Genomic DNA, 19,332 nt, shown 5'->3' with positions numbered 1-19,332 from the left:
GGCATGAGCGGAGACGGTCAGGGGACGCATGGCGGGGCCCACTGGTTCGACGACGACGCCGGACCCGTGGTGCGTCCGTACGCCATGACGCGCGGCCGCACCAGCAGCGCCGGGCAGCACCGCCTCGACCTCATCGCCCTGGTCGTCGCCGAGGACGTGACGCACGATCCGGAGACGGACCACATGCTGTCCCCGGAGCATGTCGACATCGTCGACCTCTGCCGTGAAGCGCCCCAGTCGGTCGCCGAGCTGGCCGCCGGGCTCGACCTGCCCATCGGTGTCGTACGGGTCCTCATCGGCGATCTCGCCGATGATGGCCTGGTGCACGTGACGCGTCCCGTGCCCCCCGCGGAGCTGCCGGACGAGAGTATTCTGCGCGACGTGATCAACGGTCTCCGGGCGCTCTGAGCAGGGCGGAAGCTGGTGAGACGCGTGACAGGCTGGCAGTTCTGGGTTGACCGGGGCGGCACGTTCACGGATGTGGTCGCCCGGGCCCCGGACGGCCGCCTGCTCACCCACAAGCTCCTGTCGGACAGCCCCCGCTACGCCGACGCAGCCGTCGCGGGCATCCGCGAGATCCTCAGCGCCGCCGACGGCCGGGACGGCCCTGGAGCTGCCGACGCCCACGATGACCGCCGATCCGTCGACGGCCACGATGACCGCCGATCCGTCGACGGCCACGATGACCGCCGATCCGTCGATGGCCACGACGACCGCCGATCCGTCGACGGCCACGACGGTGCCCTGCAGCGGGGCGACCCCCAGGACGCCACGATCGACGCCGTCCGCATGGGCACCACCGTCGCCACCAACGCCCTCCTGGAACGCAAGGGCGACCGCACGCTCCTCGTCATCACCCGCGGCTTTCGCGATGCCCTGCGCATCGCCTACCAGAACCGCCCCCGCATCTTCGCCCGCGAGATCGTCCTCCCCGAGCTGCTGTACGAGCGGGTCGTCGAGGCCGACGAGCGCATCACCGCCGACGGCGAGGTACTGCGCGCCCCGGACCTGGAGAGCCTGGCAGGCCCGCTGCAGGAGGCCTACGACGACGGGATCCGCTCCGTCGCCGTGGTCTGCATGCACAGCCATCTCCACCCGGCGCACGAGCGCGCGATCGGCGAGCTCGCCGCCCGGATCGGCTTCCCGCAGATCTCACTCTCCAGCGAGGTCAGCCCGCTGATGAAGCTGGTGCCGCGCGGGGACACGGCCGTCGTCGACGCCTATCTGTCGCCCGTGCTGCGCCGGTATGTGCAGCACGTCGCCGACCAGCTCGAAGGCGTACGGCTGATGTTCATGCAGTCCAACGGCGGGCTGACCGAAGCGGGTCGGTTCCGCGGCAAGGACGCGATCCTGTCCGGGCCCGCGGGCGGCATCGTCGGCATGGCCCGCATGTCGCAGCTCGCCGGGTTCCACCGTGTCATCGGCTTCGACATGGGGGGTACATCCACCGATGTCTCGCACTTCGCGGGCGAGTACGAACGGGTCTTCACCACGCAGATCGCCGGGGTGCGGCTGCGCGCGCCCATGCTCGACATCCACACCGTCGCCGCAGGCGGCGGCTCCGTGCTCCACTTCGACGGCAGCCGCTACCGCGTGGGCCCTGACTCGGCGGGCGCCGACCCCGGACCCGCCAGCTACCGAAACGGCGGCCCGCTCACCGTCACCGACGCCAACGTCGCCCTCGGACGCATCCAACCCGCCCATTTCCCGCATGTGTTCGGCCCCGACGGCGATCAGCCGCTCGACGCCGAGCTGGTCCACGAACGCTTCGCCACCCTGGCCCACGACATCCGCGAGCAGACCGGCGACGACCGCACCCCCGAACAGGTCGCCGAGGGCTATCTCCAGATCGCCGTCGCCAACATCGCCAACGCCGTGAAGCGGATCTCGGTCCAGAAGGGCCACGACATCACCCGCTATGCCCTCACCACCTTCGGGGGCGCGGGCGGCCAGCACGCCTGCAAGGTCGCCGACTCGCTCGGCATCCGCACCGTCCTCGTCCCGCCCATGGCCGGCGTACTCTCCGCGCTCGGCATCGGCCTCGCCGACACCACCGCCATGCGTGAGCAGTCCGTCGAGGCCCGCCTCGAACCCTCCGCGATGTCCTGCATCCGCAAGACCGCCGACGACCTGGAGAGCGCCGCCCGTGCCGAACTCCAAGCCGAGGATGTGCCCGACGAGCGCATCCGCGTCACCCGCCGCGCCCAGCTGCGCTATGACGGCACGGACACCACGCTCACCGTGGAACTCTCCGACCCCGACGCCATGAAGCGCGCCTTCGAGGACCGCCATCGCGCCACCTACTCCTTCACCCTCGACCGTCCGGTCGTCGTCGAAGCCCTCTCCGTGGAAGCCACCGGTCTCACCGAACCCCCCGATCTGTCCGCACTCGCCGAGCGGACCCCCTCCGCCGGCACCTCGGAGACCGTCAGGCTGCACACGGGCGGCGCCTGGCGCGACGTACCCCTGCACCGGCGCGAGGAACTGCCTCCCGGCCACCCCGTCACCGGGCCGGCGATCATCACCGAGTCCGGCGCCACGACGGTCGTGGACGACGGCTGGCAGGCGGCGACGAACCCCGACGGTCACCTGGTCATGGAACGGGTGGCGATTACGGAGAGTTCCCGCTTCGGCACAGAAGCCGATCCGGTCCTCCTCGAGGTCTTCAACAACCTCTTCATGTCCATCGCCGAACAGATGGGCGCCCGCCTGGAGTCGACCGCCCAGTCCGTCAACATCAAGGAGCGGCTCGACTTCTCCTGCGCCCTCATCGACCCGGACGGCAACCTCGTTGCCAACGCCCCGCACATCCCCGTCCACCTCGGATCCATGGGCACCAGCGTCAAGGAGGTCATCCGGCGCCGCCGCGACAGCATGCGCCCCGGCGACGCCTACGCCATCAACGACCCGTACCACGGCGGCACCCACCTCCCCGACGTCACCGTGATCACCCCGGTCTTCGACAGGGCGGGGGAGCGGATCCTCTTCTACGTCGCCTCGCGCGGACACCACGCCGAGATCGGCGGCATCGCACCGGGCTCCATGCCCGCGAACAGCCGCACCATCGAGGAGGAGGGCGTCCTCTTCGACAACTGGCTGCTCGTCGAGGGCGGCCGCTTCCGCGAGGAGGAGACGCGCCGCCTGCTCACCGAGGCGCCCTACCCGTCCCGCAACCCGAAGACCAACCTCGCGGACCTGCGCGCTCAGATCGCCGCCAACCAGAAAGGCGTCGACGAAGTCGCCCGTATGATCGACGAGTTCGGCCTCGACGTCGTCCAGGCGTACATGAAGCACGTCCAGGACAACGCCGAGGAAGCGGTACGCCGCGTCATCGACGCCCTCGAGGACGGCGAGTACGCCTATGAGACCGACTCCGGCGCCGTCATCCGCGTGCGCATCCGCGTCGACCGCGTGGGCCGGTCCGCCACCCTCGACTTCACCGGTACGTCCCCCCAGCTCGACACCAACTTCAACGCACCGTTTTCCGTCGTCAACGCCGCCGTCCTGTACGTCTTCCGCACTCTGGTGGCCGCCGACATCCCGCTCAACGACGGCTGTCTGCGTCCGCTGCGCATCATCGTCCCGCCTGGCTCCATGCTGGCACCCGAGCCCCCGGCCGCCGTGGTCGCCGGGAACGTCGAGACCTCACAGGCCATCACCGGCGCCCTCTACGCCGCCCTGGGCGTCCAGGCCGAGGGCTCCGGCACCATGAACAACGTCACCTTCGGCAACGAGCGGTACCAGTACTACGAGACCGTGGCCTCGGGCTCCGGCGCGGGCGACGGCTTCCCCGGCGCATCCGTCGTCCAGACCCATATGACCAACTCGCGCCTCACCGACCCCGAGGTCCTGGAGTGGCGGCTGCCCGTCCTGCTGGACGAGTTCGCCGTGCGGCGCGGCAGCGGGGGCGCCGGCCGGTGGTGCGGCGGGGACGGTGCCGTCCGCCGCATCCGCTTCCGCGAACCGATGACGGTGTCCACACTCTCCCAGCACCGCAGGGTGGCGCCGTACGGCATGGCGGGCGGGGAGCCAGGGGCCCTCGGTTCCCACCGGGTGGAGCGGGCCGACGGCACGGTGACCCGGCTGAGGGGCAGCGACTCCGCCGAGGTGCGCCCTGGTGACGTACTCGTGATCGAAACCCCGGGCGGTGGCGGATACGGTCCACCGGCGCACGACCCCAGCGACCCCGACCGCAGTGAACAGTGAGTCAGGAGAAGAGACCGATGATCCTCGGGCGCTCCGCGCGCGGCAAGGCCCCCGTCGAGCCCGTCACGCTCAAGATCCTCGTTGCCGGCGGCTTCGGCGCGGGCAAGACGACCCTCGTCGGCGCGGTCAGCGAGATCAGGCCGCTGCGCACCGAGGAGATACTCACCGAGGCCGGGCGGCCGGTCGACGACACCAACGGCGTGGAGGGCAAGCACACCACCACCGTGGCCATGGACTTCGGGCGCATCACGCTGCGCGAGGACCTGGTGCTGTATCTCTTCGGCACGCCCGGGCAGGACCGTTTCTGGTTCTTCTGGGACGAACTCGCCACCGGCGCCCTGGGCGCGGTCGTGCTGGCCGACACCCGGCGTCTGGAGGACTGCTTCGCCGCCGTCGACTACTTCGAGCGCCGTCGCATCCCCTTCATCGTCGCCGTCAACTGCTTCGAAGGGGCTGAACGTCACACGGCGGACGCGGTCCAGCAGGCTCTCGACCTCGACCCCGGGGTACCCGTCGTGCTCTGCGACGCGCGCGACCGGCAGTCCGTCAAGGAAGTGCTCATCGAGGTCGTCGAGCACGCCATGACGTTCGCCGCCGACCCCCGTCAGGCCGTGACCAGCTGAAGCGGCCCGTACCCCCACCGACCGGGGTACGGGCCGCGCTCCACGCGCGCGTGGCGCGCGATCAGGGGGACGGTCACCCGGCGCTCTCCTCATGCCAGCCGAGGCTCTTCTCGACCGCCTTGCGCCAGTTGTCGTACTCACGGTCCCGCACCTGCGTCTCCATGGCGGGTGTCCACTCGGCGTCCTTCTGCCAGTGCGTCTTGAGCTCGTCCAGGTCGTTCCACACCCCGGTCGCCAGACCGGCGGCGTAGGCCGCACCGAGGCAGGTGGTCTCGGAGACCCTGGGCCGGATCACCGGCACGCCCAGCACATCCGCCTGGTGCTGCATCAGGAGGTTGTTCTTGGTCATGCCGCCGTCCACCTTGAGGGTGGTGATCTGCACTCCCGAGTCCTGGTACATGGCGTCGACGACTTCCCGCGTCTGCCAGCTCGTCGCCTCCAGCACGGCACGCGCCAGATGCGCCTTGGTCACGTACCGGGTGAGCCCGGTGATGACACCTCGCGCGTCGGAGCGCCAGTACGGCGCGAACAGACCGGAGAACGCGGGCACGATGTACGCACCGCCGTTGTCCTCCACGCTCGACGCCAGCGGTTCGATCTCGTCGGCGGTGCGGATGATCCCGAGCTGGTCGCGGAACCACTGCACGAGCGCACCGGTGATCGCGATGGCCCCTTCGAGGCAGTAGACGGGCGCCTCGCTGCCGATCTTGTAGCCCATCGTCGTCAGCAGCCCGTTCTTCGAGGGCACCGGCCGGTTCCCGGTGTTGAGCAGCAGGAAGCTGCCCGTGCCGTACGTGTTCTTGGCCGTCCCCGTGTCGTAGCAGGCCTGCCCGAACACGGCGGCCTGCTGGTCGCCGAGCGCCGACGCGACCGGGACGCCCTCGAGCTGGCCCACGGCAGTTCCGTACACCTCGGCCGAGGACCTGATCTCCGGCAGGACGGCCTCGGGAACGTTCATCGCCGACAGGATCGACTGGTCCCACTGCAGCGTCTGGAGGTTCATCAGCATGGTCCGGCCGGCGTTGGTCACATCGGTGACGTGCACCCCGCCGTCCGTGCCGCCCGTGAGGTTCCAGATCAGCCAGGAGTCGATCGTGCCGAAGGCGATCTCGCCGCGCTCGGCACGCGCCCGGAGGCCCGGCACGTTGTCCAGCAACCAGGCGGCCTTGGGCCCGGAGAAGTAGCTGGCGAGCGGCAACCCGGTCTGCTCACGAAAACGGTCCTGCCCGTCCGAGCCACCCAGCTCCGTGCAGAGCGCCGAAGTACGGGTGTCCTGCCACACGATGGCGTTGTGCACGGGCTTGCCCGTGGCGCGGTCCCACAGCACCGTCGTCTCGCGCTGGTTGGTGATACCGAGCGCACTGAGCTGGTCGGCGCGCAGCCCGGCCTTGGCGATCGCCCCTGCGACGACGGCCTGCACCTTCGACCAGATCTCGGTGGCGTCGTGCTCCACCCAGCCGGGCTTGGGGAAGATCTGGCGATGTTCGCGCTGGTCGACGGCGACGATCGCGCCGTCCTGGTTGAAGATGATGCAGCGGCTGGAGGTCGTGCCCTGGTCGATTGCGGCGACGAACTTGTCCGTCATGGCGTCCCCTTCGTCAGAAGGCTGCGTTGTAGATCAGTCCCGACAGGGCTCCGCCGATGAGCGGTCCGACCACCGGAACCCAGGCGTAACTCCAGTCGGACGTGCCCTTGTTGGGTATCGGCAGGAACGAGTGCACGATGCGCGGGCCCAGGTCGCGGGCCGGGTTGATCGCGTATCCCGTGGGCCCGCCGAGGCAGAGGCCGATACCGACGACCAGCAGCGAGACGATCAGCACGAGCGTGCCGGACTCGCCGAGCCCCTTCGTCAGCCCGAAGGCGAGGATCGGCAGCACCAGGCCGATCGTCGCGATGATCTCGGTGATGAGGTTGGCGACCGGGTTCCGGATCTCCGGGATGGTGGAGAAGATGCCCAACGTCGCGGTCGGCTCGTCCACCGTTCCCTTCGTCGTGCCCTCCTTGCGGACGTTGGCCTGGAACTGCGCCAGGTACACGAGGTAGGCGAGTACGGCTCCCAGCATGGCGCCGACCATCTGGCCGAGCAGATAGAGCGGGACCTTGTCCCAGTTGCCGGTGTCGACGGCGATGCCGATCGTGACGGCCGGATTGAGCTGGCCGCCCGAGAGCGGGGCGGCGGTGTACGCGCCCGCCAGCACACCGAAGCCCCATCCGAAGGCGATGACGGTCCACCCCGACGCCTTGGCCTTCGAGTGGTTGAGGGTGACGGCGGCGCACACGCCGGCGCCGAAGAGAATCAGGATCGCGGTGCCGATCAGTTCACCTAAGAAGATGTCTCCGTTGCTCATGGCGGCTCCTAGGCCTGGCCCGCGGCGGGTTCTCCGCCCCGGTGCTCCGTGCAGGGTGCGTTTCCCGTGCCTGTGTGAGCCCTGGGCAGGGAGTCCCGTGCCCCGCCCGGCCTCTGTGATGAGCGTGCCCTCGCAGCCGAATCGCCCGTAGCGCCAGTGGAGATGGCCTGGACCTGCGGCGATGGGGTAGCCGAGGCCTGGCAGAGCCCTGGGTTGGCCGGGCAGCCGATGTGCGGCGATGCCGACTGACACCCGGAAGTGTTCACCGGTGGTGTGGGGGCGTCAAGGTCGCGGACGCGAACCATTGGCCGGTGGCGCGGAGGAGACCCAACCGGTGGTGGAGCCTCCTGTTCCGTCGGACGCCGGCCGCGGCCGCGTCGGCGAGCGTGGACGTACCGTACGGTGAGGCGTCGGCCTCAACGCACCGCTATGACCGAGGAGCCGTGCCCGAACAGCCCCTGGTTCGCGGTCATCCCCACGCGCGCGCCCGCCACCTGCCGCTCACCTGCCACGCCCCTCAACTGCCAGGTCACCTCGCACACCTGGGCGATGGCCTGCGCTGGCACGGCTTCCCCGAACGACGCAAGCCCGCCGCTCGGATTGACGGGTATACGGCCGCCGGGAGCGGTGGCCCCCTCACCGAGCAGCTTCGCCGCCTCACCCTCGCCGCACAGGCCCAGATCCTCGTACCACTGCAGCTCCAGGGCCGTTGACAGGTCGTACACCTCGGCGAGCGAAAGATCCTCCGGGCCTATACCGGCCTCCTCGTACGCCGCCCGCGCGATGGACGCCCGGAACGGCTCGGCGGGCGGAGCCACCGAGGCCGCGGAGTCCGTGGCGATGTCCGGAAGATCGAGCACCGTGTTCGGAAAGCGCGGCGTGACCGTGGACACCGCGCGTATCCGCACCGGATCCGGCGCTCCGTGCCGCCGTGCGAAGTCCACGCTGGACAGCACCAGTGCCGCACCTCCGTCCGAGGTCGCACAGATGTCGAGCAGCCGCAGCGGATCGGCGACGACCGCGGACGCGGCGACTTCCTCAGCGGTCACGCGCTTGCGGTACCGGGCCAGCGGATTGAGCGCCCCAGCGGCTGCATTCTTCACCTTGACCTGGGCGAAGTCCTCCAGAGTGTCGCCGTGCACGGCCATCCGGCGGCGCGCGTACAGGCCGAAGTACGCCGGGTTGGTCGCACCGAGGACCCGGAACCGCAGCCAGTCCGGATCGTCCGGCCGATCCCCGCCCGCAGGCCGGAAGAAACCCTTCGGCGCGGCGTCGGCACCGACGACCAGGACGACGTCCGCGAGGCCGGAAAGGATCTGCGCGCGTGCCGTGCTGATCGCCTGCGCGCCTGAGGCGCAGGCCGCGTAGACGCTCGCCACGCGCGCGCCCTGCCAGCCCAGCGCCTTCGCGAACGTCGCCCCCGCCACATACCCCGGATATCCGCCGCGGACCGTGTCCGCGCCGACGATCGAGCCTATGTCGCACCAGTCGACGCCCGCGTCCGCAAGCGCCTCGCGTGCAGCCGCCGTGCCGTACTCGACGAAGCTGCGGCCCCACTTGCCCCACGGGTGCATGCCCGCGCCGAGCACCGCCACGTCCGCCGTCATGCCACCACCCCCGCCGCCCCCTTGGCGTCAGCCTCCGCTTCCGCCGACCCCGGCGTCCCCGTCAGACGCCAGTGCCACGTCGTCCATGTCGTCTCCGTGTCCTCGTTGAGGACGCCCGGGACGGCCTCCACCTCCATCCCGACGGCCAGATCGGCGAGGGCGACGCCCGGAGCCCCCTGCCCGAGCACCACCATGCGCTCGGCCTCCAGCTCCACAGCGATCAACGTGCAGGGCTGCCACTCGAGTTCCGGATCCGAGACGTACGGCGCGGGCGGCCGGTACCGGCTGTCGGTGTACGACCAGATGCGGCCCCGACGGGACAGGGGCACCTCGGTCAGCTCACCGCCGGGGCATCCGGGGTTGCGGCAGAAGACGTCCTCGCGGGGGAAGAAGACCGAGGCGCACGCAGAACACCGCGTTCCCAGCAGCCGGAAGTCGGCCTCTCCTTCTCCGTCGGTCCCATCCCCCGTGAACCAACCTGCCACCACAGGTGTGCGTTTGCGCGACAAGGCGCCTCCCCGGCAGTGAATCTGACGGACCCCGGCCATGTGTATCTGGCGGAACCCGGCCATTGAATCTGACGGAACGTCAGAAGTCTGCCACGCGTGAGGGAGTTCCGGGAGGGGGCGCGAACGGCCGCCGTTTGTATGCGGTCGTCTTCCCGGCGGAACACCGCCCTGATACGGATGGGGCATGAGAGCACTGTCTTCCGCACTGCGCGGCCTGGTCACCGCGACCACCGCCCTGCTCGCCGTGGCCCTCACCTCCGCCCCCAGCCAGGCGAGCGCCGAACCCGAGGCCCCGGAGGAGTTCGTCGCGCTGAAGGACGTCGACAAGTCGATCCTCCAGGAGATCAGATACTTCACCCCGCACAACTTCGTGGGCGAGCGCGTGGACGGCTACGAGCAGCCGATGTGCATCCTCACCCGCCCGGCGGCCGAAGCCCTGCACAACGCTCAGGTCCAGCTGTTGCGCAAGGGCTATTCGCTCAAGGTCTACGACTGCTACCGGCCGCAGCGAGCCGTCGACCACTTCGTCCGCTGGGCGAAGGACCTCGACGACCAGAGCATGAAGGCCGAGTTCTACCCGAACGTCGACAAGACGCGCCTGTTCGCGGACGGTTACATCGCGGAGAAGTCGGGGCACAGCCGGGGCTCGACGCTCGACGTGACGATCGTGAAGCTGCCTGCGCTCCCCACCAGGCCGTATCACCCCGGTGAGCCCCTCGTGCCGTGTTACGCGCCGCAGGACGAGCGCTTCCCCGACAACTCGGTCGACATGGGCACCGGATTCGACTGCTTCGACACCCTCTCCCACACCGACTCCCCGCGCATCCAGGGAGTACAGCGCGCCAACCGCGATCTGCTGAGGAGCACGCTCGCGGCTCAGGGCTTCGTCAATCTCCCCGAGGAGTGGTGGCACTTCACGTACAAGCCTGAGCCGTTCCCTGACACGTACTTCGACTTCCCGGTGTCACGGAAGTCGCTCACCTCGCACCACTGACGGGCGGTGACGGGCGGCCGCCCCGGGGGCCGCCGCGGCATGTCATGCGAGCTCGGCCTGCGCTCGGGGAGCGTGCGCTCCCCGAGCGCCCACGCGGCCCTCCCGAGCGTCCATCAGGGACGAGAATCAGACAGAATGCGCCGCCAGGCGATCGGATACAGTCCGCGGCGTGTCCGAATCCCAGCACTCTTCTTCCAACACCACGCCGGACTCACACTGCTCCAGCTGCGGCACGCCCTTCGGGGACGCCGCCGCGCCCGGCTGGCCCCGCACCTGCTCTGCCTGCGGTGCCGTGGCCTACCGCAGTCCGCTGCCTGTGGCGGTCGCGCTTCAGCCCGCGTACGACTCGTCCGGCACCGGCCTCGTCGTCATCACCCGCAGCATCGCGCCCGCGCGCGGAGGCGTCGCCCTGCCCGGCGGCTTCCTCGACCACCGGGAGGACTGGCGGCACGCCGTCGTCCGCGAGCTCAAGGAGGAGACGGGCATCGACGCGGCGAGCCGCGACGTGCGGCTGGCCGACGCGATGAGCTCGCCGGACGGACACCTGCTGCTGTTCGGTCTGCTGCCCGAGCGCTCGGCCCTGGAGCTGCCCGCGTCCGCGCCGACGGACGAGACGGAGGGCTGGCACCTTCTGCGCAGACCCGTCGAACTCGCCTTCCCCCTGCACACCTTGGCCGTCCGCGCGTGGTTCGAGGGTCGCTACGTCTGACGAGGCTGGGGAAGGAGCGGTCCCCGGAGTACGTCTCAGGAGATCCGTTCACCCGTTCCTTGTACCACTGCTCACCTCGGTCCCAGCCCTCGCACCAGCACCGGGTACGAGGGCTCGCTCCTGCCGGCCTCCCCTTCCCGCTCCACCACCACGCGGTCGCGGTCCCAGCGAGCCGTGTACCGCTCGGTCTCCGGCTCCTCCCAGCCGTCGCCCGCATCGGGCACCACGAGGCCGCCTCCGGTACGCCCAGGCCCTGGGGCCCAGACCTCCAGTTCGAGCCCACCGTCGGCACCGCGCACCGGCAGCACCGCACCCGCCCGGGCCAGCACCGGAATGCGCGACAGCGGGGCTTCCAGCAGCACCTGCCCGGGACCCTCGTAGGCCTTCTCGGTGACTGTGTCGTACCACCGGCCTGGCGGAAGCCGCACCGCCCGCCGGTCCGCACCCCGGTCGAAGACCGGCGCCACCAGAAGGTGGTCGCCCAGAAGAAACGCATCCTCACAGTCGCGCAGGTCCCGGTCCTCGGGCGCCCCCCACCACAGGGGCCGCACATAGGGCGCACCCGTGCGACGCGCCAGATGCGCCAGCGTCACGAAGTACGGCAGCAGCCGCCGGCGCTCCATGAGCGCCACGCGCGCGTGCTCCAGCACCTCGGCACCGAACTCCCACGGTTCCCTGCGCCCGGCCCGCAGCGCCGCATGGGTGCGGAACAGCGGTAGATACGCGGCCAGCTGGAACCATCGCAGATACAGCTCGGGTGACGGGCTGCCGTCGAACCCACCCACGTCCGGTCCCGAGTAGGGCACCCCGCACAGCCCGAGCCCAAGGACCAGCGACAGCGAGGCCCGCAGCCCCGGCCAGCCCGTGGCCACGTCCCCGGACCAGGTGCCTCCATACCGCTGCATCCCCGCCCACCCCGAGCGCGAGAACAGGAACGGCCGCTCCTCAGGCCGCAGTTCACGCAGCCCCTCGTATCCCGCGCGGGCCATGCACAGCCCGTACACGTTGTGGGCCTCCCGGTGGTCCCCGCCGCGGCCGTCCAGCGCATGCCGTGCCGAGCGCGGCAGCGTCGACTCGCCGAACGCGGCGAACGACACCGGTTCGTTCATGTCGTGCCAGAAGCCCGCGAACCCCTGCCGCAGACGCTCCTCGTAGAGCCCGCCCCACCATGCACGGACCTGCGGATCTGTGAAGTCCGGATACACCGCGTCCCCCGGCCAAACGACGCCCGGCACCGCCCGCCCGGAGGCATCCCGCACGAAGGCGTCCGCAGCCGTACCGGCGTCGTGCACGGGGTTACCCGGTTCCGCCTTCACCGCAGGGTCGACGATGGACACGAGCCGGGTGCCGTCCCTGTGCAGCTCCTCGACGAGTACCGGCAGCTTCGGGAACCGCTCCCGGTCGACCGTGAACACGCGGTGCCCGTCGTAGTGATCGATATCCAGATGGACCGCGTCGAGGGGCAGCCCCCGCTCCCGGTATCCGGCGACGATCCGCCGCACCTCCTGCTCGGTGCCGAAGCCCCACCGCGCGTGATGGTGCCCGAGCGCCCACGCAGGCGGCACCGCGGGCGCACCCGTGAGCTGCGTCCAGACGTGCAGCACGCGCGCGGGGGCGCCCACGACGACCCAGCACCGCAGCGGCCCGCCGTCCATCCGCAGCTCGCACGAACCGGGACGGTCGTGCCCGGATCCCGCGCCCTCCTCGCCCTCGTGCAGCACCACCGTGCCGTCCCACGTGGAGTCGTGGAAGGCCAGGTGCGTGCCGGCGTCCGCCACCACCATCTGCACCGGCATGGTGATGTACAGCGGGTCCTCGGCGGGTCCGAACGCACGGCCGGGATCGGTGTTCCACAGCCGGTACGTCCCGTTCCGCAGCCGCGGCCCCGAAGCGCGCCCGCCCAGTCCGAAGAACCGTGCGTCCGCCGTCACCTCCGACCGCTGCACCCAGCGGGCGACGCCGCCCTCGCGGGGCTCCCACCAGCGGGGCGGCAGGTCCCGGCGCAGTAAGACCCCGCCCGGGGTGCGCACCTCGACGGCGCCGTGCCGCGAGACGGCCACCGTGACCCGCTCCGCCACCACCCGCCATCCGCCGTCCGTGTCCGGTTCCAGGACGGCCCGCGGATCCGGCTCCGGGCAGGGGCCCGCCAGCGCGTACGACGGCTCGGGGCCGGCTCCGTCCCAGCCCCAGAACGCCGCACCGGCCGCCGTGACCATCACCTGCAGCTCGGAGCGCTCGAAGCGGATCACCCCGCCGCCCGGCCCCGGATCCGCGCCCGTCACGAGCCCGGGGACGCGGGCCCGCTCTGCTCCGCGCGCCGGCAGTCCCGCAGCATCCGTACGCCGTCTCCGCCACGCCGCCCGCACCGCCCGAACGCCCTGCGCCACCCCCACCACACCGACCGCCTTCACCGCACGCACGAGGCCACGACCGTCCATAGTGATCACCCTGCCACTGCGGCCCACGCGCGCGTGAGGCGTTCAACTCCCGTTCACCTGTGGGAACGGCACATCTTCACGATCACGACTATGTGGGACGAGCCCTGGTGTGGAAGTCGATCACATGGCATCGTCCGTAGCAGCCGCCTTACCCGCACACCGCCGGTGCACGACAGGCGCACACGACGCGCACAGCTTGGGAGCCGCCCCATGTCCTCAGCGAACCCCACACCGCTCTGGCAGCCCGACCAGGAGTTCATCGCCTCCGCGCAGATCACCCGGTTCCAGGCGTGGGCGGCCGAGCACCACGGAGCACCCGCCGAAGGCGGCTACGCCGGACTGCACCGCTGGTCCGTCGACGAGCTGGAGACGTTCTGGAAGGCCGTCGCCGAGTGGTTCGACATCCGCTTCTCGACGCCCTACGCGCGCGTGCTGGGCGACCGCTCCATGCCCGGCGCCGAATGGTTCCCAGGCGCCACCCTCAACTACGCCGAACACGCACTGCGAGCCGCCGACACACGCCCGGACGAGCCGGCGATCCTCGCCGTGGACGAGACCCACGAACCACGCCCGGTGACCTGGGCCGAGCTGCGCCGCCAGGTCGGCTCCCTGGCGGCCGAGCTGCGCGCCATCGGCGTACGACCTGGCGACCGCGTCAGTGGCTACCTGCCCAACATCCCGCAGGCCGCCGTCGCCCTCCTCGCCACCGCGGCCGTCGGCGCCGTCTGGACCTCCTGCGCCCCCGACTTCGGCGCCCGCAGCGTCCTCGACCGCTTCCAGCAGGTCGAGCCCGTCGTGCTCTTCACCGTCGACGGCTACCGCTACGGCGGCAAGGAACACGACCGCCGCGACACGGTCGCCGAACTGCGCCGCGAGCTGCCCACCCTGCGCGCCGTCGTCCACATCCCGCTACTCGGCACCGAGGCCCCCGAAGGCGCCCTCGAATGGGCGGCGCTCACGAGCGCGGACGTGGCCCCCGCGTACGAACAGGTCCCGTTCGACCACCCGCTCTGGGTGCTCTACTCGTCCGGCACCACAGGGCTGCCCAAGGCCATCGTCCAGTCCCAGGGCGGCATCCTCCTGGAGCACTACAAGCAGCTAGGCCTGCACTGCGACCTGGGGCCGGACGACCGTTTCTTCTGGTACACATCCACGGGCTGGATGATGTGGAACTTCCTCGTCTCCGGCCTGCTCACCGGCACCACGATCGTCCTGTACGACGGCAGCCCCGGCCACCCCGACACGGCCGCCCAGTGGCGCGTCGCCGAACGCACCGGAGCCACGCTCTTCGGCACCTCGGCCGCGTACGTCATGGCCTGCCGCAAGGCCGGCGTCCACCCCTCACGCGACTTCGACCTCTCCAAGGTGCAGTGCGTCGCCACGACCGGCTCCCCGCTGCCGCCCGACGGCTTCCGCTGGCTTCACGACGAGGTGCGCGACGACCTGTGGATCGCCTCCGTGAGTGGCGGCACGGACGTCTGCTCCTGCTTCGCAGGAGCCGTCCCCACGCTGCCGGTGTACATCGGCGAACTCCAGGCGCCCTGCCTGGGCACCGACCTGCAGGCATGGGACCCGAACGGCAAGCCGCTCACCGATGAAGTCGGCGAGCTCGTGGTCACCAACCCCATGCCGTCCATGCCGATCTACTTCTGGAACGACCCCGACGGCAGCCGCTACCACGACAGCTACTTCGACACCTACCCGGGTGTCTGGCGCCACGGCGACTGGACGACCGTCACCTCCCGCGGCTCGGTGATCATCCACGGACGCTCCGACTCGACGCTCAACCGCCAGGGCGTGCGCATGGGCTCCGCCGACATCTACGAAGCCGTCGAACGCCTCCCCGAGATCCGCGAGTCCCTCGTCATCGGCATCGAACAGCCCGACGGCGGCTACTGGATGCCCCTCTTCGTACACCTGGCGCCCGGCACCACCCTCGACGACGACCTGAGGGCGCGCATCAAGCAGACCATCCGCGAGGAGCTCTCCCCGCGCCACGTTCCTGACGAGATCATCGAGGTCCCCGGCGTCCCGCACACCCTCACGGGCAAGCGCATCGAGGTCCCTGTCAAGCGCCTCCTCCAGGGCACGCCCCTGGACAAGGCGGTCAACCCGGGCTCCGTGGACAGCCTCGACCTGCTCCGGTTCTACGAGGACCTGGCACGCAAACGCGGCTGACCGCTCCCGGGAGGCGGCCTCGAACCGGCATTGTCAGTGCCGCCCGTTACGGTGAGTGAGCATTGGATCACCGCACACAGGGGGAATCATGGGGCTCACCCGGCACGGCACCACGCCGCACGTTCTGCACCGCGAAGTCGCCGGCACCATCGGCCTGCTGGCCGACGAGCACGACTTCAGTGCGATGCGGCGGTACCGCACCTTCACCTTCGACGACCACGAGACGTACCTCCAGCAGGTCGAGACCCTGCTGAGTACGCTGGCAGACCAGGGCCGGCACACCTCCGTCGCCCTCTTCGACCCCGAGGAGTACGAGGGCTTCTGCGCCGAGACCGGCCTGGAACCCGACACACCCGCAAGCCGCACACGCTTCACCGCGGAACTCGCTGCCACCGGCGCGACCGTCCCGTACGAGGGCCAGCCTCTCGCCGACCTGGTGCCGGACCTCGTCGACGAGGCCCTTCGACACACCACCTGGGAGTACGCGACTACCCTGCTGGCCGGCATCGGCGCCTGCGCCTCCTGCGGCGAGGACATCGGGCGGGCCGCCTTCGTCCGCGCCTCGGAGCTGCTCGTCCGGGTCCTCGACACGGCAGCGCCCGGGCATCGGCACCTCGTGTGCAGCGTCGCCACCGACACGGAACCGCTCCTCGCCGTACTGAGCAGCGAAGGGGACACCGACGGCACCACGCGGCTGGACGAGACCGAGGCCCTGGAATTCACCACAGTCCTCGCCGCAGGCATCGCCACGGACAGTCCCGGCGGACTGGTCATGCGTACGAGCGGTAGCGGCTCCAGCGACAAGGTCTACGGCTGGCGCCTGCAAGGAGGCGGCTTGCAGCCCCTCACCGCGGCCGAAGTCTTCGACGCCTACTGCACCGACATCGAATCCGGAGACCTCATCGGCCCGGAATCAGGCGTCGACTACTGCACTCCGCCGGATCTCGGCGAGGACGACCCCGGAATGGTCCACCAGCACTGAACGGCGAGGGCGCCCCACCCACTGCACCGCAGGTGGAGCGCCCTTGCAACGGCCCTCCGAAGGCTCGGACGTATTCCTAGTCCGACGCCCCGGAACGACTATTCCGGCATTCCGGGCTATTCGCCGGACAGCACCCCCTGAGCCGCCGTCCGCGCCTCTTCCGCGCTGTCTGCAGCACGGGCGGCTGCCGCGGCACGCTCGCACTGCGCCAGCGTGTACTTGGCCAGAGTCGCGCGCACATAGGGAATGGACGCCGCACCCATCGAAAGCGAGGTGACCCCCAGACCGGTCAGCACACAGGCGAGCAGCGGGTCCGATGCCGCCTCACCACAGACACCACAGCTCTTGCCCTCGGCCTTCGCCGCCTCCGCGGCCAGCGCGACCAGGTCGAGCAGCGCGGGCTGCCACGGATCCTGCAGGCGCGACACCGCACCCACCTGACGGTCCGCGGCGAAGGTGTACTGCGCGAGGTCATTGGTGCCCAGCGACAGGAACTCGACCTCCTGGAGAATCGACCGCGCGCGCAGCGCAGCCGACGGAATCTCCACCATCGCGCCGAACTTCGCCTGCAGTCCCGCCTCCCGGCACGCGTCCGCGAACGCCTTCGCATCGATGCGGTCCGCGACCATCGGCGCCATGACCTCGAGATACACCGGTAGCCCCTCCGCGGCCTTGGCCAGCGCGGTGAGCTGGGTACGCAGCACCTCGGGGTGGTCGAGCAGCGTACGCAGACCCCGTACGCCCAGCGCCGGGTTCGGCTCGTCGGCCGGCGTCAGGAAGTCCAGCGGCTTGTCGGCACCGGCATCCAGCACACGCACCACGACACGGCCCTCGGGAAACGCCTCGAGCACCTGGCGGTACGCCTCGACCTGCTTCTCCTCCGACGGCGCCTGCTTGCTGTCGTCGAGGAAGAGGAACTCGGTACGGAACAGACCCACACCCTCCGCACCGGCCTCCACGGCGGCCGGCACATCCGCAGGACCGCCGACGTTGGCCAGCAGCGGCACCTTGTGCCCGTCGGAGGTCGCGCCCGGCCCGCTCGACGCGGCGAGCGCCGCCTTGCGCTCCGCGGCCGCGGCCTCCAGCGCCGCCCGCTTCTCCGCGCTCGGCTCGACGAATATCTCCCCGGTGCTGCCGTCCACGGCGATCACAGTGCCCTCGGCCAGCTCACCCGCGCCCGGAAGAGCAACGACAGCCGGAACGCCGAGCGCCCGCGCAAGAATCGCACTGTGACTGGTCGGCCCACCCTCCTCGGTCACGAAACCGAGCACCAGCGTCGGGTCGAGCAGGGCCGTGTCTGCCGGGGCGAGATCCCGGGCTATCAGCACGTACGGCTCGTCACTGTCCGGCACACCCGGCATCGGAACGCCGAGCAGCCGCGCGACGATACGATTCCGCACGTCGTCGAGGTCCGCCACACGCCCGGCCAGATACTCCCCGGCCCCCGCAAGCAACGCCCGATAAGCGGCAAACGCGTCATAGACCGCGCGCTCGGCCGTGCTCCCGACCGCGATACGCCGCTCCACGTCCGCCATGAGCTCCGGGTCCTGGGCCATCATGGCCTGCGCCTCGAGGACCGCCTGAGCCTCGCCACCGGCCAGATTGCCGCGAGCGATGAGGTCGGCCGCCACAGCCTCCACGGCCTGACGGGCGCGCCCCTGCTCACGCTCCGCCTCCTCCGCGGGAATCTGCTTGGCAGGCGGCTCGAGCACCGCCGTCCCCATGTGCCGGACCTCGCCGACAGCCACACCGTGGCTGACGCCGACGCCGCGCAGCGTTGTCTCCATGTCACCGTCTCCGATAGAGCGGCGGACCTTGCCCGCCGCGGTGGTTGTTGTGTCTGGCGCCTACGTGGGCGCAGAGGTGGCTCCAAGCGGGAGCGGACGTCACTTCCAGCTGAAGAGGGGCTGGCCGGCCTTTACGTCGCCGTCCTCTACTACGTCGGAGAGGGACTCTGTGGTGGCTTCGAGGGCCACGACGGGGGACACCGGGGACTTACCAGCAGCCTCGACCGCAGCCGGGTCCCATCGGACCATGGCCTGACCGCGCTGCACAGTGTCGCCCTTGCTGACCAGCAGCTCGAAGCCCTCGCCACCGAGCTGAACAGTGTCGATACCGAGGTGGGTCAGCACACCGCGACCCTCCTCGTCGACCACGACGAACGCATGCGGGTGCAGCGACACCACAATGCCGTTCACAGGCGCGACGGCCTCGGAGGGCTCGCGCACCGGATCGATGGCGGTGCCCGGGCCCACCATCGCGCCCGAGAACACCGGATCCGGTACAGCAGAGAGTCCTATGACGCGTCCGGCGAGAGGGGACGTCACGCTGGTCATGGGCAAGCCTCCCAGGGGTGGAGAGTCGACCGCGCCACCACCAGGCTGTCCCGGGGGGCACACTGTTCAGCAGGGTAGGTCATAAGAAGTGCCGGTTCCGCACGAGAGGCCTTGGTTGCCGGGTCCGAGCGGCGCCCCAATCGGTTTGCATGTGCTCCGCGCACGGAGGTACAGTCGTAGACCCGCCGGGGTGAGCGGACGTGCCAACGTCGCAGCCCGGGGACATCTACAGCGTCAGATCCAGATAATTGGATCCGATTCTGCATGTCCGCAGGTGACTGTGGTCTGAGAGTCGAAAAAGACCTGCTAGAGTTTCACACCGCCGGAAAGGGAAACGCGAAAGCGAAAACCTGGAAAGCACCGAGGAAATCGGATCGGAAAGATCTGATAGAGTCGGAAACG

The 19,332-nt window shown here is 70.3% G+C and carries 14 protein-coding genes; 7 read left to right on the top strand and 7 right to left on the bottom strand.

Annotated features, from left to right (window positions below; translation table 11 throughout):
• Positions 1-3: 3 nt before the first annotated feature.
• From STSP_RS28615 to STSP_RS28605, 3 genes are read left to right on the top strand one after another with little or no spacing between them, the layout of a single operon-like run.
• Complete coding sequence (locus STSP_RS28615; RefSeq protein WP_067283799.1) at positions 4-408, top strand: DUF742 domain-containing protein; 405 nt, start codon at positions 4-6, stop codon at positions 406-408.
• Positions 409-432: 24 nt separating this feature from the next.
• The gene (locus tag STSP_RS28610; RefSeq protein WP_198547449.1) at positions 433-4,206 is read left to right on the top strand and encodes a hydantoinase B/oxoprolinase family protein; all 3,774 of its coding nucleotides are present in this window, start codon (positions 433-435) and stop codon (positions 4,204-4,206) included.
• 17 nt (positions 4,207-4,223) lie between these two features.
• Positions 4,224-4,829, top strand: a complete 606-nt coding sequence (locus STSP_RS28605) for a GTP-binding protein (protein WP_067283798.1) — start codon at positions 4,224-4,226, stop codon at positions 4,827-4,829.
• A 73-nt stretch (positions 4,830-4,902) separates the two neighbouring features.
• Here the strand turns inward: STSP_RS28605 and glpK are convergent, their stop codons facing one another.
• From glpK to STSP_RS28585, 4 genes are all read right to left on the bottom strand, one after another.
• A complete protein-coding gene (glpK, locus tag STSP_RS28600) occupies positions 4,903-6,414 on the bottom strand; it encodes a glycerol kinase GlpK (protein WP_067283797.1) in 1,512 nt (503 codons plus the stop codon).
• A gap of 13 nt (positions 6,415-6,427) precedes the next feature.
• Entirely contained in the window at positions 6,428-7,177 is a 750-nt protein-coding gene (locus STSP_RS28595) for an MIP/aquaporin family protein (protein WP_067283795.1), read from the bottom strand.
• Between the two features lie 416 nt (positions 7,178-7,593).
• The gene (locus STSP_RS28590) at positions 7,594-8,784 is read right to left on the bottom strand and encodes a lipid-transfer protein (RefSeq protein ID WP_067283794.1); all 1,191 of its coding nucleotides are present in this window, start codon (positions 8,782-8,784) and stop codon (positions 7,594-7,596) included.
• A complete protein-coding gene (locus STSP_RS28585) occupies positions 8,781-9,272 on the bottom strand; it encodes a Zn-ribbon domain-containing OB-fold protein (protein ID WP_067283792.1) in 492 nt (163 codons plus the stop codon). The genes STSP_RS28590 and STSP_RS28585 overlap by 4 nt, the downstream gene beginning before the upstream one ends.
• 205 nt (positions 9,273-9,477) lie before the next feature.
• Here STSP_RS28585 and STSP_RS28580 point away from each other — a divergent pair, with 205 nt between their 5' ends.
• Both STSP_RS28580 and STSP_RS28575 read left to right on the top strand, forming a co-directional pair.
• Entirely contained in the window at positions 9,478-10,287 is an 810-nt protein-coding gene (locus tag STSP_RS28580; RefSeq protein ID WP_067283791.1) for a M15 family metallopeptidase, read from the top strand.
• A 169-nt stretch (positions 10,288-10,456) separates the two neighbouring features.
• Entirely contained in the window at positions 10,457-10,996 is a 540-nt protein-coding gene (locus STSP_RS28575) for an NUDIX domain-containing protein (protein WP_067283787.1), read from the top strand.
• Between the two features lie 71 nt (positions 10,997-11,067).
• On the opposite strand, the gene STSP_RS28570 is transcribed toward STSP_RS28575, so the two are convergent.
• Positions 11,068-13,434, bottom strand: coding sequence for a glycoside hydrolase family 31 protein (locus STSP_RS28570; RefSeq protein WP_078067584.1), 2,367 nt, complete (start codon positions 13,432-13,434; stop codon positions 11,068-11,070).
• Between the two features lie 210 nt (positions 13,435-13,644).
• On the opposite strand from STSP_RS28570, the gene STSP_RS28565 reads away from it, so the two are divergent.
• Together STSP_RS28565 and STSP_RS28560 are read left to right on the top strand one after the other, a co-directional pair.
• Positions 13,645-15,612, top strand: coding sequence for an acetoacetate--CoA ligase (locus tag STSP_RS28565; RefSeq protein WP_067283784.1), 1,968 nt, complete (start codon positions 13,645-13,647; stop codon positions 15,610-15,612).
• 88 nt (positions 15,613-15,700) lie between these two features.
• Complete coding sequence (locus STSP_RS28560) at positions 15,701-16,594, top strand: hypothetical protein (RefSeq protein ID WP_067283782.1); 894 nt, start codon at positions 15,701-15,703, stop codon at positions 16,592-16,594.
• 116 nt (positions 16,595-16,710) lie between these two features.
• Here the strand turns inward: STSP_RS28560 and ptsP are convergent, their stop codons facing one another.
• Positions 16,711-18,381, bottom strand: a complete 1,671-nt coding sequence (gene ptsP / locus STSP_RS28555; RefSeq protein ID WP_067283780.1) for a phosphoenolpyruvate--protein phosphotransferase — start codon at positions 18,379-18,381, stop codon at positions 16,711-16,713.
• Between the two features lie 99 nt (positions 18,382-18,480).
• Positions 18,481-18,930 carry a PTS sugar transporter subunit IIA gene (locus tag STSP_RS28550; protein WP_067283779.1) on the bottom strand — a complete coding sequence of 150 codons (450 nt, stop codon included), beginning with the start codon at positions 18,928-18,930 and terminating at the stop codon, positions 18,481-18,483.
• Between the last annotated feature and the right edge of the window lie 402 nt (positions 18,931-19,332).

Origin of the sequence: Streptomyces jeddahensis (assembly GCF_001642995.1) — a bacterium.
Taxonomy (GTDB): domain Bacteria; phylum Actinomycetota; class Actinomycetes; order Streptomycetales; family Streptomycetaceae; genus Streptomyces; species Streptomyces jeddahensis.
The sequence above is the reverse complement of the archived record's forward strand: the minus strand, read 5'-3'. Positions and strand labels throughout refer to the sequence as shown.